Source organism: Leptolyngbya sp. GGD (assembly GCF_026735145.1).
Lineage (GTDB): Bacteria > Cyanobacteriota > Cyanobacteriia > Leptolyngbyales > Leptolyngbyaceae > Leptolyngbya > Leptolyngbya boryana.
Window position 1 is genome coordinate 578,147 of sequence record NZ_JAPQKE010000003.1, and the last position, 22,026, is coordinate 600,172.

The following is a 22,026-nucleotide window of genomic DNA, read 5'->3' on the forward strand; positions in this document are numbered from 1 at the left end:
TTTGGTTTCTACGTCCTAGCACTTCTCTCTTTTTCACTTCCTGCTCGGGCTGATGCCCCTGCAGCTCTTGATTTTAACGTGGCGCAACAATCCGTTCCCCAAAGAGTTCCTGCTTTGAATTTCAATGTTCCAACGGCTCAAGGTACTCAAATTAATTTGAATGGCGTAACCATCAGCGGAAATTGGATGCAATGGCAGGGAAATCGCGTCGGAATCAGTGATGCCATCATTCGTTCTCAATTCGGAGCGGAGCTTCTCAGTACAACCGATGCTACTCGCCAACCTGTGCAATGGTTCTCTGAAGCCGTTTTACCAACTCGACTCACACCACCCCTGCGATATTTGGATGTTACAGATCTCGCCCAAAAGTACGGGTGGCAACTGCAAATTAGCGGCAATATTCTCCAGATTTCGACTCCAAAAGCAAACCTGACAGCGATTCAGCAAGAGCAACTGGCTGGAAACGTCGATCGCATTACAATTTCGCTCGATCGCCCAATTACCTGGCAAGCTGATCCGCAGTCGAATGAACTTGTTTTAACATTCGATGCCCAAGCGGATCAGAACCGGATTCAAGCGTTTAAGCCGATGCCATCTTTTCGACTTCGTTCTCTCAAAGTCGAGCCGACGCCAAACCGAACCACAGTTCGGTTTGGTATCCCCATTGGTTTCAGACCTCGAATTACCACGCTTTCCAATCCCGATCGTATCGTCATCGATATCGGTTCCAACTTTCTCAGTGACAGAGATATCCTCTGGACAAACGGCTTACTCTGGCGGCAAAGATCCTTAACTGTACGATCGAATCAATTCCCGATCGTTTGGTTTGAAGTGAATCCACGTCAACCGGGTCTCAGCATCCGCCCGATTTTGCCCAATGCTACAACATTGACGGGAACCCTACCTTTATTTACCACGGCTCAACAGTCCCTCACTTCAGCAGCCATTAACGGTGGATATTTCAATCGCAATAATCAGCTTCCTCTAGGTGCAATTAAGGTAAATCAGCGATTTGCTTCTGGTCCAATTTTGAATCGGGGGGTTGTCGGCTGGGATGCAGCGGGAAATTGGAAGTTCGATCGCTTAAGACTTCAAGAAACTCTCATTCTCAGTTCGGGTCAACGCTTTCCTTTAACTGCTCTAAATTCTGCTTATGTTCAAGCTGGGATTGCCCGGTACACCGCTGATTGGGGCAGTACTTATACGACTTTAACCGACAATGAAATTCTGCTCACTGTCCAGAATAATCAAGCGGGAACTCAGCAAGCCGCAGAAAAAGCGGGAACGGTCATTCCGTTGCCAACGACTGGATATCTACTCGTTTTTCGATCGAATCGAACTGCTGCCGCATCTTTCCCACCCGCAACACCAGTTCAACTAGAAAGTATCTTTACTCCTTCTGACCTTGCTGCTTTGCCTAACCTGATTGGTGGTGGGCCGCTTCTTATCCGCGATGGTCAAATCGTTCTCGATGCTCGGCTCGAACAATTTAGTGATGCGTTCATTCGAGAAACGGCAGCACGAAGCGCGATCGGACAAACTTCTGACGGCAGAATCCTCATTGTTACGGCTCAGAATAATGTTGCAGGTTTAGGTGCGACACTCAGTGACATGGCAGACATCATGCAGCAATTAGGTGCGGTCAATGCGTTAAATCTCGATGGAGGAAGTTCAACGACGCTTTATCTAGGAGGACAGTTGCTCGATCGACTTCCTCGTACTTCTGCCCGTGTTCATAATGGAATTGGCGTTTTTATCCAGCCCTAACGCCTCTTCGCCCTTCTTCACCGATTAAGCAATTTAAGTCAAGACTTCGTGAAATCTTCGCAAATCGTCCACTATAGACAAGCGAGTTCTAGATTGGTCTGTTAGGCTTCTTGGTTGGTAATCCAATCGGTGAAGTCAAGCAGTACGACTTCGTTCCTAAGTTTTAGAGGAGGAAAAACGGTGGCTCAGGCTCAAGAAAAGACCCCAACCCTTACTTTATCGCCAACTGCTTTGAAGTCGGTGGGTGCTTCCGAACTCCGTCCTTGGGGTTCGTTTACAGTTCTGGAAGAAGGTCGTGGCTACAAGATTAAGCGGATCGAAGTCAAACCTGGTCATCGTCTTAGCTTACAGATGCATCACCACCGCAGCGAACACTGGATTGTAGTCTCCGGGACAGCAAAGGTTGAGTGTGGCGGTGAAGAAATTACCCTCAGCAGTAATCAATCGACCTATGTGCCTCAATGCACGACCCACCGCTTAGAAAATCCTGGCGTCATTCCTCTAATTCTGATCGAAGTTCAAAACGGCGAATATCTTGGCGAAGACGACATCGTAAGATTCCAAGACGACTACTCCCGCGCTAACTAAATCTTATTTATTTTCTAGAGGGGCAATTCTACCGGGATTGCCCCTCTATGTTTTTGGAAATTCCAATCGCGGTACGATAGGAACACAAAATTTTGCATCCAATATCGTGCCAGTTCTATAAAGTCCCAGTTCAAGGACAATCACCCTAGAAATGTAGTGAACTGGTGCGGGTTGTTAATTCTAGGAAATTCCATGATCAACTTAAGCCCTTCGGCGATCGCCGAAGTCCAACGCCTTCGCACCCGCCACTCTACTCCTGACGCTCTTTTCCGTCTCCAAGTCATTCCAGGCGGATGTGCCGGACTTGCTTATGAAACGAAATTCGATCTTGAAAGTAGGTCCGACGATCTCATTTTCAATTGTCACGGCATCCAAGTCGCGATCGATCCACAAACCGCCACTTATTTAACTGAATTAACGATCGACTTTTCAGAAGACTTAATGGGCGGCAGTTTCCGCTTCCATAACCCCAATGCTAAAAAAAGTTGCGACTGTGGGGTCTCCTTCTCGGTAAACGAGAGCTAGAATAGATAGGCTTTACATTCCGAAAATGTCGATCGTTCTGGATTTCCCAAAAAAAGGGTTTGACAGGCGTATCGATCCATTGGTATGTTTAGTGATCGTTGAAAGTCGGAGCAGTCTCGAAACTGCATTCTCCAATACATTTTAGAAGATGCCCACCATCCAGCAACTCATCCGAGATGAGCGCAGTAAAGCTAAGAAGAAAACCAAATCCCCGGCTCTGAAGAGTTGCCCTCAGCGTCGTGGAGTTTGCACACGGGTTTATACCACTACGCCGAAGAAGCCGAACTCGGCTCTGCGTAAGGTGGCGCGGGTTCGTTTAACTTCAGGATTTGAAGTGACAGCGTACATTCCCGGTATCGGTCACAACTTACAAGAACACTCCGTTGTGATGATTCGGGGCGGACGGGTAAAAGACTTGCCTGGTGTCCGTTACCACATCATTCGCGGAACTCTTGACACGGCTGGTGTAAAAGACCGCAAACAAGGTCGTTCTAAGTACGGCGCGAAACGTCCGAAACCAGCGGCTGCTAAATAAGCACGCTAAAATTATCTGCTTAATAAAGAACCTCGTCGCTCATACTTATGAGTCAATGAGGTTCGTTTGTTAGCGATCGAAGGTATTGATAGAAAACATCTCACGGCTTTCTGTTCTGCGATCGCGCTTTTGTCGGTCAACTATGCTGGTTGAACCTCAATCCATCGTTGTTTTTCTTGAAGGCTCATTATGTCTCGTCGCGTCGCAATCAAAAAGCGTCCCATTCCTGCGGACTCGGTACACAATTCCCGTCTCGTCACCATGATGGTGCGGCGGATTATGAAAAGTGGCAAGAAATCTCTCGCCACTCGCATTGTTTATGATGCGTTTGAAACGATCAAAGAGCGCACTGGCGCTGATCCGCTCGAAACCTTTGAACGGGCTGTAAAAAATGCAACGCCGCTCGTCGAAGTGAAAGCGCGTCGGGTTGGTGGTGCGACTTATCAAGTTCCGATGGAAGTGCGAACCGATCGAGGAATCGCGTTGGCCTTGAGATGGTTAATTCAATTCGCACGGGCGCGGGCAGGAAAGTCCATGTCAGCGAAACTGGCGAATGAATTGATGGATGCTGCAAATGAAACCGGAAGCGCAATTCGTAAACGCGAAGAAACGCACCGGATGGCAGAAGCAAATAAAGCATTCGCGCACTATCGCTATTAAAAAGTATAGAATCTTAACAGACGCACAGACGCAGTAGTGTGATTTAAACCCAAGACCCTTTTCACAGATGCTAAGGAGGTAGCTGTGGCTCGTACCGTCCCGCTCGAAAGAGTAAGAAACATCGGGATCGCCGCGCATATTGATGCGGGCAAAACAACAACAACAGAACGGATTTTATTTTACTCCGGCATCGTCCATAAAATTGGCGAAGTGCATGAGGGGACAGCCACAACGGACTGGATGGAGCAAGAGCGGGAGCGGGGAATCACAATTACCGCTGCTGCAATTAGTACTCAATGGACTCGTCGCGATGCAGACAAGCCGAACCAGCCCGGTGAAGGCGAACTCGAACACAAGATCAACATCATCGACACGCCTGGACACGTAGACTTCACGATTGAAGTTGAGCGTTCCATGCGAGTTCTAGATGGCGTAATTGCTGTGTTCTGTTCCGTGGGTGGCGTTCAGCCCCAGTCCGAAACTGTGTGGAAACAGGCGAATCGCTATAACGTTCCCCGCATGGTGTTCGTTAACAAGATGGACAGAACTGGCGCAGACTTCTTTAAGGTCTACGGTCAAATTCGCGATCGTTTAAACGTTAAATACGCTGTTCCAATTCAAATTCCGATCGGTGCTGAAGATCAATTCAAAGGCATCATCGATTTGGTTCGGATGAAAGCGTACATCCACAAAGACGATTTAGGTCGTGAAATTGAAGTCACCGATATTCCTGAAGATCTCAAAGAGAAAGCTGAAGAATTCCGCACGATTCTGATCGAATCCGTTGCAGAAACCGATGAAGCTCTACTTGAGAAGTACTTCGCTGGTGAAGAACTGACCGAAGAAGAAATTAAAGCTGCAATTCGCAAAGGCACGATCGAAGGAATCGACGGAGAATTTTTTGTTCCGCTGCTTTGTGGTTCTGCCTTTAAGAACAAAGGCGTTCAGCAGATGCTCGACGCAGTCTTGGATTACCTTCCTTCCCCGATCGATATTCCGCCGATCCAAGGAACGATGCCGGATGGAAGCCTTCAAGCTCGTCCGCCGAAAGACGATGCACCTTTGGCTGCACTCGCTTTCAAAGTCATGACCGACAAGTTCGTGGGTCGCTTAACCTTTGTTCGCGTATACTCTGGTGTGCTTGCGAAAGGGAGCTACATCTACAACTCGACTAAAGGTAAGAAAGAGCGCGTCTCTCGTTTGATCATCTTGAAAGCAGATGAGCGGATTGACGTAGACGAACTCAGGGCCGGTGATTTGGGAGCGATTCCTGGATTGTCCGACACGCTCACGGGTGACACTCTTTGTCCTGAAGGCGACAACATTGTGCTTGAGTCGCTGTTTATTCCTGAGCCTGTGATTTCGGTTGCAGTTGAACCGAAAACCAAAGGCGATATGGAAAAACTTTCCAAAGCGCTCAAGGCACTGTCTGAAGAAGACCCGACGTTCCGCGTCAGCATTGACCAAGAAACGAACCAAACTGTAATTGCCGGAATGGGCGAATTGCACTTGGAAATCTTGGTCGATCGTATGCTTCGCGAGTTCAAAGTTGAAGCAAACGTCGGTGCGCCTCAAGTTGCTTACCGTGAAACGATTCGCAAAGCTGTCAAAGCTGAAGGCAAGTTTGTTCGTCAGAGTGGTGGTAAAGGTCAATATGGTCACGTTGTGATCCAGCTTGAACCTGGCGAAGTCGGAAGCGGATTCGAGTTTGTCTCGAAAATCGTAGGTGGTACAGTTCCGAAGGAATATGTCGGGCCTGCTGAGCAAGGGATGAAAGAAGCTTGCGAAAGTGGGATCGTTGCGGGCTATCCATTGATTGATGTGAAAGCAACACTCGTCGATGGTTCGTACCACGATGTAGACTCTTCTGAAATGGCGTTTAAGATTGCTGGATCGATGGCGATCAAGGATGGCGTTATGAAAGCCAGCCCGGTACTCTTAGAACCGATGATGAAGGTCGAAGTTGAAGTGCCAGAAGACTTTCTTGGCAGTGTAATGGGGAATCTGATCTCGAAGCGTGGGCAAATTGAAGCTCAAGGTGTCGAGCGCGGAATCGCCAAAGTCACCACCAAGGTTCCACTGGCAGAAATGTTTGGATATGCTACGGATATCCGATCGATGACTCAGGGACGCGGTACTTTTACAATGGAATTTAGCCATTACGAGGAAGTACCTAAGAACGTCGCTGAAACCATCATTGCGAAAAACAAAGGGAACGCTTAATCAGGAAAGAGGAATTGTAATTCATGGCACGCGCAAAGTTTGAACGGACTAAACCCCACGTTAACATCGGCACGATTGGTCACGTTGACCACGGTAAAACGACGCTGACGGCTGCAATCACGATGACCCTATCAGCTCTGGGTCAAGCAGCGGCTCGGAAGTATGAAGACATTGATGCAGCTCCGGAAGAAAAAGCACGGGGTATCACCATCAACACCGCTCACGTGGAGTATGAAACTGAATCCCGTCACTACGCTCACGTAGACTGTCCTGGACACGCTGACTATGTGAAGAACATGATCACGGGTGCGGCTCAGATGGACGGCGCGATCCTGGTGGTATCGGCGGCTGATGGTCCCATGCCCCAAACTCGCGAACACATCCTCTTGGCTCGTCAGGTTGGCGTTCCCCGTCTGGTTGTCTTCTTGAACAAGAAAGACATGGTGGATGACGAAGAACTGCTCGAACTCGTAGAACTTGAAGTTCGCGAACTTCTCAGCTCTTATGACTTCCCCGGTGACGAAATTCCTATCACCGCTGGTTCTGCTCTTCAAGCAGTTGAAGCGATGACTGCGAACCCCAAAACCAAGAAGGGTGAAAACGAGTGGGTTGACTGTATTTATGCGTTGATGGATTCCGTTGACGAATACATCCCAACTCCTGAGCGTGATGTTGACAAGCCTTTCTTGATGGCGGTTGAGGACGTATTCTCGATTACAGGTCGGGGTACGGTTGCAACGGGTCGGATTGAACGTGGAAAAGTCAAGGTTCAAGACGAAGTTGAACTCGTTGGTATTCGTGACACTCGCAAGAGTACTGTAACGGGTATCGAAATGTTCAAGAAATCCTTGGATGAAGGGGTTGCTGGTGATAACGCTGGTATTCTTCTCCGTGGTATTCAGAAGGCTGACATTGAGCGTGGGATGGTCTTGGCTAAGCCAGGTTCGATCAAGCCTCACACCAAGTTTGAGTCTGAAGTTTACATTCTGAAGAAGGAAGAAGGCGGCCGTCACACTCCGTTCTTCCCTGGCTATCGTCCTCAGTTCTATGTTCGTACAACCGACGTAACCGGAACGATCAGCGACTTCACGACTGACGAAGGTGGCGCAGCAGAAATGGTGATGCCTGGTGATCGCATCAAAATGACGGTTGAACTCATCAACCCGATCGCAATTGAAGAAGGAATGCGTTTTGCAATCCGTGAAGGCGGTCGTACCGTTGGTGCAGGTGTTGTTGCTAAGATCCTCAAGTAAGTCTTAGTTAGCTAACTTGAAGCCCCCAGTGGAGAGATTCACTGGGGGCTTTGTTATTTCCAAGTACAATTGAAAGTTTTTGAAATCTCGATCAAACTAACCCGATTCGAGTTTCCTCGATCAGTTCAAGCTAGATTGCAGTTTTTGCTCGATCAATTAAGATAAAAGTCACGAGCTATCTCAAGCTGAACGACAAGGAGAAGGCTTAGCAGAATTTTTGTCTTTGCTATGTTTATGCTCGAGACAATCAACAAAGTAAGCAAGAGCAATATCCGATTCAAGTTCTTATTCCATCCAAAACTTGAATCGGATATTTCTTGATTTGACTTTGCTTAAAAAGCTTGCAAACCGTTCAAGATCTTGAATGATAACTGCTACTGATTCATCGTTGTTGTGAGTCCATAAATGAGTAAATAGGTTGGGGTTGATTTGTAAAGATTCAACTAATTTCTGCATTGTCCTAATTGCAATATCAGCATCAGTAGAACTGAACCAGTCAGGTTGTCTTGAAAGTTGTTGCAAGCTCTCCTGAATCTTCTGCATAAGTTCATCACGTTCAGGATTGTCCAATTCTTCAGCAGCTTTCAGAGCTTCTTCATAATATTCAGGGTCGTCGATAAAGAAGTGGCTTAACTTTGTTAACCCATTCTCTTCAGCGATTTCCTCAAGTTTCTCCCAAACTCCTCTAATAGTTAGATTCTGACTGGGGAAATTTTCTGGGAGGGATTGCATCCACTTCTCACTCTCTAGAGCGATTCCAAACGCGATTGACACTACTTAGGCTCCACAACTTTCAATCTTATCTGTAGTTCAAAACACCTATACAAGCGACAGGCTTTCTCCGTTGATCCTGTATAGCTCTCTCAAAGCTGCCTCTAAACCTACAAAATCTCATTGATGAGCACTGCACTACCATGGCAAAAATCAATACCAATCTGTGCATCAGCTTGTTTTGCCATTTATGATCTTCAGCTTTTAGACAGTTATCAACTGCCGCACATCAATTTGAATGTTCGGAAAAGACAATGGGCTGATTACTCCAGAAGTGACACTAACTTCTGATTGGTACTCTCCATTCACTGGAGTGCGAAAAACAATCAATTTCTTGTCACGCAGATTAATCACCCAATACTCAGCAATGTTTACTTCTGCATAGATTTTGCTTTTAATCTCTAGATCTTTCGTCAAGCTTGACTGGGCATATTCAATGACCCAAAATACATCGTCTGGATAGGGGTGATGCGCTAGATAAATTTGATCAAGGGGTTGAACGATCGCAATATCTGGTTCTGGTTCTGATGCATTCGGCAGCGTGATCGGTTTTGCCTCTCTGACATAAGCGAGTTCAGGAAGTTCCAATAATCGTCTGAGGTAACGAGCGGCTCTATCACTGTAATAAGCATGAGGTGTCCCTTCAGGCGACATCAGAACCAATTCTCCTTTCAACAATTCGATCGCTTGATCCTCAAACACGCCAGCTTCTACCGCTTGATGGTAACGGTCGATCGTCCATTGGTAAGTTGCGATCGTCATCTGCCTCGCTCCACTTGAACCTGGTTCTATTTTACTGAGAATTCACTGACCGTATGTTGCTCACTGCTGATCAAGTCAGTCGATCAAGGTTTCTTGAGAAAAGAGCGAGTCTGAAGCGTTTTTAGCGCTACAATATTTTACTGGCGCGATCGCGCGTCCACATCTGAACCATTGACAACTTGGGAACTTAACTTCAAATGGCAACGATTCAACAGCAAAAAATTCGGATTCGTCTGAAAGCGTTCGATCGACGTTTACTCGATACATCTTGTGAAAAGATCGTCGATACCGCAAACCGCACGAATGCCACTGCAATTGGTCCTATTCCGCTCCCGACTCGCCGTAGAATCTATTGCGTTCTGCGTTCTCCCCACGTTGATAAAGACTCGCGTGAGCATTTTGAAACTCGCACTCACCATCGCTTGATCGATATCTATCAACCTTCTTCTAAGACCATTGATGCTTTGATGAAGCTTGACCTTCCGGCTGGTGTTGATATTGAAGTCAAACTCTAGAACTTTGAAAGGATGTGAGTGATCACATCCTTTATTTTTTTAAAGATGTTTACATTTCTCAATAACAGATCCGTTAGAGTAGAGTAAGCACCCTCAATCACAAGTTTGCAGAGCATGACATCATCGATCGCGGTTCGTGAACTCCCCCTGTTTCCTCTTCCCGACCTGGTACTTTTCCCAGGTCGCCCCCTTCCTCTTCACATCTTCGAGTTTCGCTACCGCATGATGATGAACACGATTCTGGAAAGCGATCGACGATTTGGAGTATTAATGTGGGATCCCGTTAAGGGACAGCCTGCTCCGGTGGGATGCTGTGCTGAGATTGTTCAGTTTCAGCGGTTGCAAGACGATCGCATGAAAATTCTCACACTTGGACAGCAGCGATTTAGAGTGTTGGAATATACTCGCGAAAAGCCATATCGAGTTGGTTTGGTGGAGTGGATTGAAGATCATCCTCCCGCGATCGATCTCAGACCTTTAGCAAAAGAAGTCAATCAACTTCTGCATGATGTGGTTAGGTTGACTGAGAAGCTTTCTGGACAAGAGATTGATCTGCCTGAAGATATTCCAGAGCTACCGACTGAGCTTTCCTACTGGATTGCTAGTAACTTGCACAATGTTCCAGACGAGCAGCAAGCATTGCTTGAGTTGCAAGATACGGAAGCTCGCCTAGAGCGAGAGTCTGAGATTTTAACTTCAACTCGGAACCATTTGGCAGCTAGAACGGTTTTAAAGGACACCTTAAAAGACGTTGCTGAATAGTTGAAGAATCAAGCGAATGAAGAAGCGATCTTTTGAATCTGCAAGCATTTAACCGATCGCGGGTAAAACGTCATAGCTTCCGAAGATTTTCAGAGTCTCGGTGCAATGCTCTAACTCAGCGAGTGCAGATTGAATCGCATCTTGTCGGGTATCGGCTTCTAAATCGACAAAGAACACGTAATCGCCGAGCGATCGCTTTGTTGGGCGCGATTCAATTCGGCTCAGGTTAATCCCTTTTTCTGCAAAAATCTGCAACGGTTTAACTAATACTCCAGGCTGGTTCGCACTGACACTAAACGCGATCGAAGTTCGACTTCCGCCGGGTGACGGATCGAGACTGACAACAATAAATCGCGTGCAGTTCTCTGGATGATCATTAATCGGAGACGCAAGAACGGGCAGGCTGTAGAGCTGGGCTGCTCTTTGTGAGGAAATAGCAGCGATCGTTTGATTCTCGCCTAAATGCTGTAATGCCTCAGTTGTGGAATTTGCGGCAATGACTTGCGCCGAAGGTAAATTGCGATCGAGCCAATTTTGACATTGAGCCAGCGCTTGCGGATGAGAATAGACCGTTTGAATTTCGCTGAAATCAGATGCGATCGACAACAGTGCATGATGAATCGGTAATACGATCGCATGTTGAATTCGCAAGGTATCAAGCCGCCAGAGAGCATCTAAGGTCATCGTGACACTTCCTTCGATCGAATTCTCGATGGGAGCTACGGCAACCTGAACTTCTTCCTTTGCCACAGCTTCTAAAGATTGCGTAATACTGGGATAAGGACACAGCAACGCAGCTTGATCGTGGCTTTTCGTGAACCAGTTGAGATATTTCAGTGCAGCCGTTTCTGCATAAGTTCCATGCGGTCCTAAATGTGCGATCGAAATAGTCATCGCCTTTTTCCAAAAATGATTCAGTACTCTATATACTCTGCTGAGTTTTGTAAAACAATAATCTTTTGTATAAGTAATTATGTTTATATTTCAGTAAGATGACTTACGTGACTGAGAAGCCCTTAAAATTAGTTCATAATTAGATCAAACCTTCCCTAAATCTTTGCGAATGGATACTCGGTTTTCCGCCTCTCTGGGAGTTGAAATGGTTGTTCCAGAGCAGCCCATTCATATTACGAATTACTTGCGCCAGCCGCAACGGGTTGTCAATGCACTCGCCGCTTCTAGCCAGATTGAGCGATTGGATTCAGACCTTTATCGGCTGAAAATGCGATCGCTGAATTTTATGACCCTCAGCATTCAACCGATTGTCGATATGCGCGTTTGGGCAAATGAGGAAGCAGCGATTAATATTCAATCGGCTGCCTGCGAGTTGCGTGGAATTGAGTATGTCAATGACAAGTTTTTATTCGATTTAAAAGGACAATTATCACCGTGTCAGCAGCATGGTGAAACCTATCTAAAAGGCTTAGCAAATCTTGCGGTCGCAGTTGAACTTCCGCCGCCTCTGAACTTTATGCCACGTCCCCTAATTGAGACGACTGGAAACGGGTTGCTGTTGAGTGTTTTAACCACGATTAAGCAAAGATTAATGCAGCAGTTATTGACTGATTATCGGAACTGGGTTGCAGTGCAAGTGGGAACTAATTCTGTGCAAGATTCGGTTGTGCTTAAGCCTCTAAATTAAGCTCGAATTGCTGAATGACTTTCTGTACTGGAGCATAAGTTTTGCGGTGATAAGGAGTAATTCCCAAGGATTGAATCGCGGCAAGATGCTGCTTTGTTCCGTATCCTGCGTTTTTCTCCCAGCCGTACCCTGGATATCGTTGTGCCAAACGGCGCATAAAGCGATCGCGTCTGACTTTAGCAATGATCGAGGCAGACGCGATCGCGTAGCAGGTCGCATCTCCATCAATGATTGCAGTATGTGAGCCTAAATCCGTTTGCCGAATGGGACGACCATCAATCAATGCGTGATCATAAGGTGCAACTCGGCTTAAAGCGCGTTGCATCGCGAGATAGGAAGCGCGGAGAACATTGATTTGCTCAATTTCTCGAACTGTGGCAATGCCAACTCCAATCGCGATCGCATTTGATTTAACTATGTCAAATAGTCGCTCTCTCTGAGATGCAGAAAGCAGCTTAGAATCTCTGACTCCGGCAATCATTTCGCAATGCACAGGTAAGAGAACGGTTGCGGCCACAATTGGACCAGCAAGACATCCTAATCCGGCTTCATCTACACCCGCGATCCGAAGCAGTCCTTGCTTCCACAAAGACTGCTCGATTTCTAGGGTCGGATTCTGCGGCATCTTACTCGTTTGTCGAAGCAGACGAGCGACGACGACGACGACGAACGGTCGTGTCTTCTTCGGGTTCCGCCGGAGCTTCCTCAACTGTGGGTGGCTCTGGTTCTGCAATGTCTGCAAATGTTGGAACTTCAAATGCAGGTTCTTCAAACGCAGCTTCTTCAAACTCTGGAGCTTCAAACACTGGTTCTTCAAACGCTTCGAGATCCTCTACTGGAGAAGATTCTACGTCAACAGATGGTAGAGATTGAACTGCTTCAGGAGGTGGAACTTCACCGGGTAAAAGAATGGACACGATCGCATTTTTGGGATTTTTCACTTCCTGATTTGAGAGAATCAGCGGTGAAATTCCCATCCAGGCGTAAACATCCTGTTCATCGGGAGTCATTTCGACATAAACCGATTCGGGCGGTTCGGATGGCGTTTTATTAAAGCGATCGCGTCTTTGTGACCGTCCACCGCGACGCTCTTCGTATCGATTTTCGCGAGGGGCTTCTTCGGTTGGGGGTTCTGCAACGGGTTCTGCGGGGAAATCGCTATTCGATCGAGACACCAAAGTGGGTGCAGAAACTGGGGGACGGCTGCTGCCGGATTCTTCCCAACGAGAAGGTCTGGGGGCAGATTCGCGCACAGGAGCTTCGGATCGACTCGATTCACGTGGGGCATCTTGGCGACGATGACGCGTTCTTTTCGCTGATCGACCCCGTTCTTGATAACTCGGATGATGCAGAAGTTCGAGGTCAGAATCGCCCGAATCGCCTTCCAAATCGTCGCCTTCCCAGAATGACTCTGAAGCGGCTGGAGCTTCGCGACGTGATTCGATGCGACGAACTGAAGCATCTCGCTCAGTGTAACGAGCCGCCGGACGCTGCTCTAAAGTCTCAAACTCTTCAGATGAGTCTGCTTCACCCGGCAAGTGAACGACATGACCTAAACCGCCGCAGGTCGGGCAAGGACGACCAAAGAGTTCGTAAATGTTTTTCCCTTGACGTTTCCGGGTCAGTTCGACGAGTCCGAGTTCGGACAATTGAGAAATTTGCGGTTTTGCTTTGTCCGATCGCAATGCTTTATTGAAATGCTCCAAGACCTGCAATTGGTCGCGGCGCGAGTCCATATCGATAAAGTCTACGATAATCACCCCGGCAATGTTGCGGAGGCGGAGTTGTCGAGCAATTTCGGTTGCCGCTTCGCAGTTTGTCCAGAGAACCGTTTCTCTTGCCGTTGCCGATCGCGTAAATGATCCAGAGTTAACATCAATGACCGTTAAAGCTTCGGTGCGTTCAATAATGATGTAACCACCAGAAGGCAAGTCTACTCTTGGTTTGAGCGCTTCTCGAATCGCAGCATTGACCCGGAAATAATCGAGAATCGGAATGCGATCGCGGTGATGATCGATCAGAACTCCTTGCGGCGTTTTGCCACTGCCCCAGTTGAGCAGTTGTTGTTTGACGCGCTTCAGCCCGGTATGAGAATCGACCACAATCCGGTTCACGTCTGAACTGTAGACATCGCGCAGCACTTTTTGAATGAAGTCGTCATCTCGATTCAAGAGCGCCGGGGCACGGGTGGAGCTTGCTTCTTGCAGAATCGCTTCCCACTGCCGTTGCAGCGCTTCCAAGTCCTCGATGATTGCCTCTTCGGGCATTCCTTCGGCTTCGGTGCGGATGACAATGCCCATTCCAGCAGGCTTCACTAGAATTGCCAATGCCCGTAATCGGTTTCGTTCATTCTCGTTGCGAATCCGACGAGAGAGATTAACGCCGCGACCGTACGGCATCAAGACTAAATAGCGACCCGGCATAGAAATATTGCCAGTCAGGCGAGGCCCTTTATTTCCGGTCGGCTCCTTCATCACCTGAACTAAAACTTTCTGCTGCGGGGCAAGCAATTCGGTAATTGAACCTGCCGCGCGCTTGAGCCGTAATGGCCCTAGATCCGAGACATGAATAAATCCGTTCCGTTCCGAATCGCCGATATTGACAAAGGCAGCGTCGATTCCGGGTAAGACGTTCTCAACAATTCCTAAATAAATGTCACTAACCTGATGACTTCCGGTTGCAACGATTAATTCTTGAATTTGATCTTCTGAAAATACAGCAGCGATTCTATGCTGCTCAGCAATCACAATTTGCTTAGGCATTCAATTTCCTCAAAACTGAGCGCGATCGAAGCTTTGAAGTTTGACTTCTTTCGCGTTAACAAACAAAAATACAGGCGCACAAAATCACACAAATCTGGGCGGTTTCTGGCTGAAGTGGTTTCTGAAAAACCGACAACCTCAAGCCACTTCTCGCCAAATGACGATAGGCATCCAACGAGTGAACTTCGATCAAGCTAGCAGCGGTGGTAAAGAGTTACGCATGCTGCATCCGGATGAAGAATAGCGAAAATCTGGCAGACAAGATGAGCAAAGACTCTAAGACTATCTCCCGACAGCATCTACGGGGATTCCTAGCTTGCTTCAGCTTGTGATGCAAAGCATTATAACGTGCGAATCTGCATCCGTACCATTTTTAACAATTGGATTCAAAAAGGGGGAGTAAAAGCGTGGCTTATGACCGTGTTCTTATTGCCTAACTCCCCCTTTTGGGGATGACAAATTACGCTAAAACCAGCTGAATTCGATGAATGGTGAACAAGTGGAGTTCTTGCTGGCTCACCTGTTCAAAGATTGAAACCAGTTGTTCAGGTTTCAACAATGTCCCGTCATTCTGACAGCTTCCGACATAACGAACGATCGCTCGATCTGAAGACGATTCGAGTAATTCCAATTCAAATAAGCGATCGCGCATGTTCAACGGATAGGTCTTACCCGATTTCGTCGTATGTTCTAGGAGAATCTCAGATTTCGCCAAAATTTGCTCGATCCAATCTTGCCAATTTCCCTGATCACCCGCAATTTCAAGCCGATATTCAGCTTTCTGTAGCAAAACTGCGGCGGCAGGTTGTTTCGGATCTACGTCTTGCACTTCATAGATGGGCATGTCAGCCGGAAGTTGAGCCGCGAGTTTAGTGCGGAATTCTTCGATCGACATTGGCTCAGTCAATTCAAAATCGACAATTTCACCGGAACTACTGACCCCAAGCGGCAACGCACTGGCGGGCACAATTCTAGGTTGAGGATGAAATCCACCTGTAAATGTCAGTGGAATCGAAGCGCGGCGAATGGCTCGATCGAATAATCGCATTAAATCCAAATGACTTAATAACGCCATTTCGCCTTCTTTGCCCATCCGCACCCGAATACGTTGTGCGCGGGTTTGATTGGGGACAAAATGCCCTGTAAATTCTGGGATTTCTGGCGGTGGGATCACAATATTGTGTCCAAAATCAACGCCACAAACGCCACAGTGAGAACAGCCTTCAAACGAGCAATCCGGCACGATCGCGGCTTCTAATGCCTTCTGCAAATCTTCTTGTAGCCATTTCTTATCGATTCCGGTATCCAAATGATCCCAGGGCAGAGGTGCATCGAGCGAAATGGATTCACTCGCCTCAAAAATATTCCACTCACCGCTATCGACTTGGCGATATTTCCACGTTAAGCCTGATTCTTCAATGGCTTGTGTCCAAGCTCCAAATGCTTTTTCGACACTTTCCCACCAGGAATCCATCCCTGCACCGAGTTCCCAAGCCCGCTTCACAACAGGCGCTAATCGTCGATCGCCTCTGCCGACAAAATCTTCCATTGCCGAAATCCGCGTGTCGGTGAAATTGACCTTTGTGCCTCTAATCGATCGAAACGCTTCTTTCAATAATTCTTGCTTGCGCTTGAATTCTGAGGTCGAAACAGAGTGCCATTGGAACGGCGTATGGGGTTTCGGTGTGAAATTAGAAATCGTAATGTTGAAATCCAACCGTCTGCGCCCCTGTTTACTGCACTCGCGGCGCAACCAGCGAATTGTATCTGCAATGCCCAAAACATCTTCGTCAGTCTCACCGGGAAGCCCAATCATGAAATAAAGCTTCACCTTGTCCCAACCTTGCTCAACGGCGGTCTTCACGCCTCTGAGCAGTTCTTCATTGGTCAAACCTTTGTTCACAATGTCGCGCATTCGCTGAGTTCCAGCTTCCGGCGCAAAGGTAATCCCGATTTGACGAGTTCCGCCAATGATATTGGCGATATTTTCATCGAAGCGATCGACTCTCTGACTGGGTAAAGACAACGAAATGTTTTCGCCGTGCAACCGATTCTTAATCTCAACCCCAACGGCTGGAAGGGCTAAATAATCCGAACAACTCAATGAAAGCAGCGAGAATTCGTTATATCCGGTGGCTCTCATTCCGGATTCGATCGCTTCGACCACTTGTTCTGGTTCAACATCCCGTGCCGGACGCGTGAGCATACCCGGCTGGCAGAATCGACAGCCGCGAGTACAGCCGCGCCGGATTTCGATCGTTAAGCGATCGTGAACAGTTTGCACATAGGGCACTAAGCCAATCGAATACGCTGGAATCGGAGTTGCAACGCGTCTCAAAATTCGTTTGGGTACGTCTGGACGATTCGGACGCACTGATCCATCTGCCGCCATGTCATAAAATCGCGGCACATAAACCCCTGGAATCTGTGCCAGATCGAATAAAAGGTCTTCGCGGCTCAGTCCTGCAAGCTTCCCTTCTTCAAGAACTAATCCAATCTCTGGGAGTAATTCTTCGCCATCGCCTAAAGCGACGAAATCAAAGAAATCCGCGTAAGGTTCGGGATTGGAAGTCGCAGTTTGTCCACCTGCAAAAATCAGGGGGTCAGATTCGGATCGTTCTCTCCAGGTCAAAGGAATGCCAGCGAGGTCGAGCATTTCGAGAATATTAGTTGCGCCCAATTCGTAGCTGAGGCTGAAACCAAGAATATCGAAATCGGTGAGAGGGCGACGCGATTCAACCGCAAAGAGTGGCGTTTGCGTTTCCCGAAGTTTTGTAGAGAGATCGGGAGCGGGGAGATAAGCGCGATCGCACAATTGACGCGGCTGGGTATTGAGAATGCTATAGAGAATGATGTGACCGAGATTTGATGCCCCGACTTCATAAACTTCTGGGTAAGTCAGCACCCATCGAACGACTGTGGTTTCCCAATCTTTGTGAACTGCGCCCAATTCGTTCCCAAGATATCGAGCGGGGCGCAGAATATCGGTTGTTAAGAGGTTTTCTACTGCAATTGCCACGATTCCACCTTGCGTTCTTAAATCAGATGCGTTCGAGTCTTTTAGTATAGCGACGAACGCAAGGTGAATTCGGGAAATTAGGCTGCGGCAAGTTCAAATCCAGAAATGCTCTCGAAGATTTCAAATACGCGATCGAGTTGAGTCAGTTCAAATACGATCCGGACTGAGGAGGAAACAGAACACAGACTGAGACGCTTTTGATTCACTTTTGCTAAGTTCAAAGTGGAAACCAGTGCCATCAAGCCAGCGCTATCTAAGGCTTCAACCTGGCTCATATCAACCACAAGGGCGTTATTGTGCTCTGAGAGAACGGCTGCATTTAGTTGCTGTTGAAATTCTGCGGCATTCGCAGCATTGAGAGAACCGCAAGGACGGATGATGACAGCCTGTGGACGAACGAGCAAACTCTGCATAACTACTTACCCTTTAAGCTCTCAAACACAACTTTCATGTGAACGCTTTGACGATAACTGTCGGCATCCGCGAAAGCCTAGAGAGAACTACGAGTTTCGCAGAAACTTCACTTGATTACCTCAATTGTTTAAATTTTTCAGTAAGCTTGAAATCCAAAAATGTGTAATTTTACACATTTCGGCAGTAAAAGGCATAAGCTAAATCGTTATATAACCAACTATTTTGGCTGAGATATTTACGTATTATTCACTACACCATAAAGTTATTGAAATGCTTCAGGATGCGCTTGCCAAATCTCGTGGATGAATTGGTGTAAATCTGAGGATTGAGGTTTAGAGTCTTGCAGTTGATACAGTCGATCGAGTAAGGGCAATACCTCGGTATCTAATGCTTCATGAAAGAGACGAGCCGGACACATCAAATCGGAGCCATCTCGCAGATCTTGAATCATCCAGTACTGATAATCTGTCCACCTCTGTTCTGGATCGGTGACGAGTGCGATCGGGCGCACCCAGCAGAGCTGCCTTGACTCTACGAATTGCACCACTTCAGCATAGAGGCGTGAATGCTCGTGTTCGAGGAAAACAACTTGGGAGGCATGGAACTTGATCAGCGCGGTCATAGAAAACGGTTGAAGGTTGCTATTTCTAATTCTAGAGGTCTGAAAATTAGATCTGCTACTCTTGAGTCGCGTCTGGGAGCTTCAAGCTAGAATACGATCGCTAGATTAAATTTGTTTAAACCCGGATTGTTCAAATAATCCATCTGATTTCGCCAATTTTGGTCGAAGTCATTAAAATTAGGTGGGTGGATTTGCCCACAACATTGTAGTAAACCCCTAATTGCTTACCGAGAGGAAAGACTTGTGTCTGTTGAAACGATTGAACAGCGCTCAACAACCCGTAAACTTGCCCCTCGCTATCGTGTTTTGCTTCATAACGATGACTACAACACGATGGAATACGTGGTGCAAGCTCTGATGGAAACGGTTCCCAGTCTGACCCAGCCCCAAGCGGTCAATATCATGATGGAAACGCACAATAGTGGCGTTGGACTCGTGATCACCTGTGCTCAGGAACATGCGGAGTTTTATAGCGAAACGCTGAAAATGAAGGGCTTAGATAGTACGATCGAGCCTGACGAATAAACCTCAGAACTCGACTTGAAGCTTAATTTTGCCAACCTTGCTCACCGCCCAACTCCGATCCGGATTGGGCTATTTTTGCTGATGTTGTTGGCAATTTGGTTGCCTGTGAAGCTCCCAATCGAGTGGGTGATTTCTGTTCTTTATGGCGTAAATGATGCGGCTCGAAATCTTGCTTCGATCGTGACGCTGGTGATTTTGTATCTCGAATTCATTGTCTTAGTGAGAGTTTGGAGTCGAGCGGTTTACCACGAGAATCTCTTCAAAACTTACGGACTCAGGCAGCCTCGTCAAACTGTTCGCGATCTGCTGAAAGGGCTTGCGATCGGGCTTGGCAGTTTGATGCTGATGTTTTTACTGCAAGGTCTATTGGGCTTGGTGCAGTGGCAAACTCCACAAAGTTCGTTTCCCCGAATTCTGCTCGAAGGTGGGGTGATGGCGATCGCAGTTGGTTTTGCAGAGGAATTGCTGTTTCGCGGCTGGTTGTTGAATGAACTCGATCGGGATTATTCGCCTCGGATTTCCTTGTGGGTGAGTAGTTTAATTTTTGCGATCGTTCATGGCACTCGACCGCAGTTTTTTGCGCTGGTGCTGCTTGGAGTAGCTTTAGTTTGGGCGAAACGAGGAACAGAAGGGCGATTAGGTCGCTCGATCGGACTTCATGCTGGATTGGTGTGGGGCTATTACTTAGTGAATGTCGGGCAATTGGTGAAGTATACGAATCACGCTCCGGAGTGGGTGACGGGAATTGATCGAAATCCGTTGGCAGGGCTGATTGGGATTTTGGCATTGAGCGCGATCGCGTTCAGTATCAAAAAAGCGAGTGTAAGAGCGTTAAGATAGATCACGCAAATCGCACATCGGGTTAAAAACGTGGTTGTTAAGCCAGAGTGGTTAAGAGTTAAGGCTCCGCAGTGGGAACGAGTCGGCAGCGTTAAAGAAATTCTGCGAGATCTCGAACTAAATACAGTCTGTGAAGAGGCATCTTGTCCCAACATTGGCGAATGTTTCAATGCAGGGACGGCAACGTTTTTGATTATGGGTCCAGCTTGTACGCGGGCTTGTCCGTATTGCGATATTGATTTTGAAAAGAAGCCGAAAGCGCTCGATCCGACAGAGCCAACTCGCTTGGCAGAAGCCGTTCGGCGGATGAATCTGAACCACGTTGTGATTACTTCTGTGAATCGGGATGATTTGCCCGATGGAGGCGCATCGCAATTTGTTCGCTGCATTGAAGGAATTCGAGCCGTTTCACCGAAAACCACGATCGAACTGCTCATTCCTGATCTCTGTGGCAACTGGGACGCTCTGGCAACGATTCTCAGCGCATCACCGGAAGTCTTGAATCATAATACTGAAACGATTCCTCGGCTTTATCGTCGGGTGCGTCCGCAAGGGGATTATGCGCGATCGCTAGAACTCCTGCAAAAAGTTCAAGACATCAATCCTCACGTTTACACGAAGTCGGGGATCATGGTTGGACTTGGCGAAACTGATGAAGAAGTGCGCCAAACGATGCGAGATTTGCGATCGGTGAACTGCGATATTTTAACGATTGGTCAATATCTCCAGCCGACTCAGAAGCATTTAGACGTAAAAGATTTCGTGACTCCAGAGCAATTCGATGCTTGGCGAGAATATGGCGAGTCGATTGGCTTCTTACAAGTTGTTTCGACTCCGCTGACTCGTAGCTCGTATCACGCAGAGCAGGTTCGCGCATTGATGGAACAGTATCCGCGATGAAGATTGCTGTGATTGGGGCGGGGGCTTGGGGGTCAACGCTGGCAGGATTAGTCCGCGAGAACGGGCATGAGGTGTCAATCTGGTCGCGTCGGAGTGAGCGATCGCTCAACGACACGATCGCGAATGCTGAACTGGTCATCTCTGCTGTGTCGATGAAAGGGGTGCGTTCTGTAATTGAACAAATCTCCACTCCAATTCCCGCCATTGTGACAGCAACGAAGGGACTGGATTCACAATCAGGTAGCGATCAGGCGTTGCCCTTGTTGCCGTCTCAGGTTTGGCAATCTGCATTTGCAAAGAGCACGATCGCGGTTTTATCAGGTCCAAATTTATCGAAAGAAATTCAGCAAGGCTTACCCGCGGCGAGTGTGGTTGCAAGTCAGGATCAAACGCTAGCGGATCAGGTGCAACGAGCCTTTTCATCGAGTCGATTTCGGGTGTATACCAACTCTGATCCGCTAGGCGTTGAACTGGGTGGCACGTTGAAGAATGTGATTGCGATCGCAGTGGGTGCCTGTGATGGATTGCAGCTTGGAACCAATGCAAAATCAGCATTAGTCACACGTGGACTGGCTGAAATGATTCGCTTGGGGACAACTTGGGGCGCGAAACCAGAAACGTTTTACGGATTGTCGGGATTAGGGGATTTGTTGGCGACTTGCAGCAGTGCGTTGAGCCGTAATTATCAGGTGGGATGTGGGCTGGCTCAAGGGCGATCGCTCGATGACATTCTCACAAATTTGGAAGGGACAGCCGAGGGAATTAATACCTCTCAAGTTTTAGTCAGACTGGCAAAAGAGCAAGGAATTTCGATGCCGATTTCGACTCAAGTCGATCGCTTACTGCGAGGGGAAATTACGCCTCAACTGGCAGTCAATGAACTGATGCAGCGTGATAGTAAACCCGAACAGTAGATTGCAGTGGGGCGAATCGTTCATCCA

At 47.6% G+C, this 22,026-nt stretch carries 23 protein-coding genes; 15 read left to right on the forward strand and 8 right to left on the reverse strand.

Translation table 11 applies throughout. The features are described 5' to 3' along the window. Positions 1 to 78 precede the first annotated feature (78 nt). From OU814_RS17660 to tuf, 7 genes are all read left to right on the forward strand, one after another. Positions 79 to 1,767 carry a phosphodiester glycosidase family protein gene (locus tag OU814_RS17660; RefSeq protein ID WP_268184552.1) on the forward strand — a complete coding sequence of 563 codons (1,689 nt, stop codon included), beginning with the start codon at positions 79 to 81 and terminating at the stop codon, positions 1,765 to 1,767. 180 nt (positions 1,768 to 1,947) lie between these two features. Beyond that, on the forward strand, positions 1,948 to 2,355 hold the full coding sequence (locus OU814_RS17665) for a cupin domain-containing protein (protein ID WP_017288036.1): 408 nt from the start codon (positions 1,948 to 1,950) through the stop codon (positions 2,353 to 2,355). A gap of 192 nt (positions 2,356 to 2,547) precedes the next feature. After that, a complete protein-coding gene (locus OU814_RS17670; RefSeq protein WP_268184553.1) occupies positions 2,548 to 2,880 on the forward strand; it encodes a HesB/IscA family protein in 333 nt (110 codons plus the stop codon). 148 nt (positions 2,881 to 3,028) lie between these two features. Next, on the forward strand, positions 3,029 to 3,415 hold the full coding sequence (gene rpsL, locus OU814_RS17675) for a 30S ribosomal protein S12 (protein WP_017288038.1): 387 nt from the start codon (positions 3,029 to 3,031) through the stop codon (positions 3,413 to 3,415). Between the two features lie 189 nt (positions 3,416 to 3,604). After that, positions 3,605 to 4,075: a 30S ribosomal protein S7 gene (rpsG, locus tag OU814_RS17680; protein ID WP_017288039.1), complete on the forward strand. Its 471-nt coding sequence runs from the start codon at positions 3,605 to 3,607 to the stop codon at positions 4,073 to 4,075. Between the two features lie 84 nt (positions 4,076 to 4,159). Continuing rightward, positions 4,160 to 6,298, forward strand: coding sequence for an elongation factor G (fusA, locus tag OU814_RS17685; RefSeq protein WP_017288040.1), 2,139 nt, complete (start codon positions 4,160 to 4,162; stop codon positions 6,296 to 6,298). Between the two features lie 23 nt (positions 6,299 to 6,321). Further along, entirely contained in the window at positions 6,322 to 7,551 is a 1,230-nt protein-coding gene (gene tuf, locus OU814_RS17690; protein ID WP_017288041.1) for an elongation factor Tu, read from the forward strand. Positions 7,552 to 7,836: 285 nt separating this feature from the next. Here the strand turns inward: tuf and OU814_RS17695 are convergent, their stop codons facing one another. Next, complete coding sequence (locus OU814_RS17695; RefSeq protein ID WP_268184554.1) at positions 7,837 to 8,325, reverse strand: hypothetical protein; 489 nt, start codon at positions 8,323 to 8,325, stop codon at positions 7,837 to 7,839. Between the two features lie 201 nt (positions 8,326 to 8,526). Continuing rightward, positions 8,527 to 9,084 carry a Uma2 family endonuclease gene (locus tag OU814_RS17700; RefSeq protein WP_268184555.1) on the reverse strand — a complete coding sequence of 186 codons (558 nt, stop codon included), beginning with the start codon at positions 9,082 to 9,084 and terminating at the stop codon, positions 8,527 to 8,529. Positions 9,085 to 9,281: 197 nt separating this feature from the next. On the opposite strand from OU814_RS17700, the gene rpsJ reads away from it, so the two are divergent. After that, positions 9,282 to 9,599 (forward strand): 30S ribosomal protein S10, encoded by a 318-nt coding sequence (gene rpsJ, locus OU814_RS17705; protein WP_017288044.1) that lies wholly within the window; start codon positions 9,282 to 9,284, stop codon positions 9,597 to 9,599. A 114-nt stretch (positions 9,600 to 9,713) separates the two neighbouring features. After that, on the forward strand, positions 9,714 to 10,361 hold the full coding sequence (locus OU814_RS17710) for an LON peptidase substrate-binding domain-containing protein (protein WP_017288046.1): 648 nt from the start codon (positions 9,714 to 9,716) through the stop codon (positions 10,359 to 10,361). A gap of 48 nt (positions 10,362 to 10,409) precedes the next feature. On the opposite strand, the gene pheA is transcribed toward OU814_RS17710, so the two are convergent. Continuing rightward, a complete protein-coding gene (gene pheA, locus OU814_RS17715) occupies positions 10,410 to 11,255 on the reverse strand; it encodes a prephenate dehydratase (protein WP_268184556.1) in 846 nt (281 codons plus the stop codon). A 169-nt stretch (positions 11,256 to 11,424) separates the two neighbouring features. On the opposite strand from pheA, the gene OU814_RS17720 reads away from it, so the two are divergent. After that, positions 11,425 to 12,003: a DUF1997 domain-containing protein gene (locus OU814_RS17720; protein ID WP_268184557.1), complete on the forward strand. Its 579-nt coding sequence runs from the start codon at positions 11,425 to 11,427 to the stop codon at positions 12,001 to 12,003. Here OU814_RS17720 and OU814_RS17725 read toward each other — a convergent pair. After that, positions 11,987 to 12,628: a ribonuclease HII gene (locus OU814_RS17725; RefSeq protein WP_268184558.1), complete on the reverse strand. Its 642-nt coding sequence runs from the start codon at positions 12,626 to 12,628 to the stop codon at positions 11,987 to 11,989. The genes OU814_RS17720 and OU814_RS17725 overlap by 17 nt on opposite strands. A gap of 1 nt (position 12,629) precedes the next feature. Next, entirely contained in the window at positions 12,630 to 14,765 is a 2,136-nt protein-coding gene (locus tag OU814_RS17730) for an Rne/Rng family ribonuclease (protein ID WP_268184559.1), read from the reverse strand. Positions 14,766 to 14,805: 40 nt separating this feature from the next. Between OU814_RS17730 and OU814_RS17735 the strand changes: the two genes are divergently transcribed. Further along, the gene (locus OU814_RS17735) at positions 14,806 to 15,009 is read left to right on the forward strand and encodes a hypothetical protein (protein ID WP_017288051.1); all 204 of its coding nucleotides are present in this window, start codon (positions 14,806 to 14,808) and stop codon (positions 15,007 to 15,009) included. Positions 15,010 to 15,225: 216 nt separating this feature from the next. Here OU814_RS17735 and OU814_RS17740 read toward each other — a convergent pair whose 3' ends face one another. The 3 genes from OU814_RS17740 to OU814_RS17750 form a co-directional block, all read right to left on the reverse strand. Then, complete coding sequence (locus OU814_RS17740; protein ID WP_268184560.1) at positions 15,226 to 17,784, reverse strand: TIGR03960 family B12-binding radical SAM protein; 2,559 nt, start codon at positions 17,782 to 17,784, stop codon at positions 15,226 to 15,228. A 77-nt stretch (positions 17,785 to 17,861) separates the two neighbouring features. Further along, entirely contained in the window at positions 17,862 to 18,197 is a 336-nt protein-coding gene (locus OU814_RS17745) for an STAS domain-containing protein (RefSeq protein WP_190652342.1), read from the reverse strand. A 263-nt stretch (positions 18,198 to 18,460) separates the two neighbouring features. After that, positions 18,461 to 18,820 (reverse strand): hypothetical protein, encoded by a 360-nt coding sequence (locus OU814_RS17750; protein WP_017288054.1) that lies wholly within the window; start codon positions 18,818 to 18,820, stop codon positions 18,461 to 18,463. Positions 18,821 to 19,063: 243 nt separating this feature from the next. Here OU814_RS17750 and clpS point away from each other — a divergent pair, with 243 nt between their 5' ends. From clpS to OU814_RS17770, 4 genes are read left to right on the forward strand one after another with little or no spacing between them, the layout of a single operon-like run. Beyond that, the gene (gene clpS / locus OU814_RS17755) at positions 19,064 to 19,345 is read left to right on the forward strand and encodes an ATP-dependent Clp protease adapter ClpS (protein WP_017288055.1); all 282 of its coding nucleotides are present in this window, start codon (positions 19,064 to 19,066) and stop codon (positions 19,343 to 19,345) included. 15 nt (positions 19,346 to 19,360) lie between these two features. After that, on the forward strand, positions 19,361 to 20,185 hold the full coding sequence (locus tag OU814_RS17760) for a CPBP family intramembrane glutamic endopeptidase (protein ID WP_268184561.1): 825 nt from the start codon (positions 19,361 to 19,363) through the stop codon (positions 20,183 to 20,185). Between the two features lie 9 nt (positions 20,186 to 20,194). Continuing rightward, complete coding sequence (gene lipA, locus OU814_RS17765; protein ID WP_326498319.1) at positions 20,195 to 21,085, forward strand: lipoyl synthase; 891 nt, start codon at positions 20,195 to 20,197, stop codon at positions 21,083 to 21,085. Beyond that, the gene (locus tag OU814_RS17770; protein WP_268184562.1) at positions 21,082 to 21,999 is read left to right on the forward strand and encodes an NAD(P)H-dependent glycerol-3-phosphate dehydrogenase; all 918 of its coding nucleotides are present in this window, start codon (positions 21,082 to 21,084) and stop codon (positions 21,997 to 21,999) included. The genes lipA and OU814_RS17770 overlap by 4 nt, the downstream gene beginning before the upstream one ends. Positions 22,000 to 22,026: the final 27 nt, after the last annotated feature.

Coding starts and splice junctions, on each gene's coding strand:
- OU814_RS17670 (WP_268184553.1), top strand. CDS start 2,548: ATGATCAACTTAAGCCCTTCGGCGATCGCCGAAGTCCAACGCCTTCGC.
- rpsL (WP_017288038.1), top strand. CDS start 3,029: ATGCCCACCATCCAGCAACTCATCCGAGATGAGCGCAGTAAAGCTAAG.
- rpsG (WP_017288039.1), top strand. CDS start 3,605: ATGTCTCGTCGCGTCGCAATCAAAAAGCGTCCCATTCCTGCGGACTCG.
- tuf (WP_017288041.1), top strand. CDS start 6,322: ATGGCACGCGCAAAGTTTGAACGGACTAAACCCCACGTTAACATCGGC.
- OU814_RS17700 (WP_268184555.1), bottom strand. CDS start 9,084: ATGACGATCGCAACTTACCAATGGACGATCGACCGTTACCATCAAGCG.
- rpsJ (WP_017288044.1), top strand. CDS start 9,282: ATGGCAACGATTCAACAGCAAAAAATTCGGATTCGTCTGAAAGCGTTC.
- OU814_RS17710 (WP_017288046.1), top strand. CDS start 9,714: ATGACATCATCGATCGCGGTTCGTGAACTCCCCCTGTTTCCTCTTCCC.
- pheA (WP_268184556.1), bottom strand. CDS start 11,255: ATGACTATTTCGATCGCACATTTAGGACCGCATGGAACTTATGCAGAA.
- OU814_RS17720 (WP_268184557.1), top strand. CDS start 11,425: ATGGATACTCGGTTTTCCGCCTCTCTGGGAGTTGAAATGGTTGTTCCA.
- OU814_RS17725 (WP_268184558.1), bottom strand. CDS start 12,628: ATGCCGCAGAATCCGACCCTAGAAATCGAGCAGTCTTTGTGGAAGCAA.
- OU814_RS17730 (WP_268184559.1), bottom strand. CDS start 14,765: ATGCCTAAGCAAATTGTGATTGCTGAGCAGCATAGAATCGCTGCTGTA.
- OU814_RS17745 (WP_190652342.1), bottom strand. CDS start 18,197: ATGCAGAGTTTGCTCGTTCGTCCACAGGCTGTCATCATCCGTCCTTGC.
- OU814_RS17750 (WP_017288054.1), bottom strand. CDS start 18,820: ATGACCGCGCTGATCAAGTTCCATGCCTCCCAAGTTGTTTTCCTCGAA.
- OU814_RS17770 (WP_268184562.1), top strand. CDS start 21,082: ATGAAGATTGCTGTGATTGGGGCGGGGGCTTGGGGGTCAACGCTGGCA.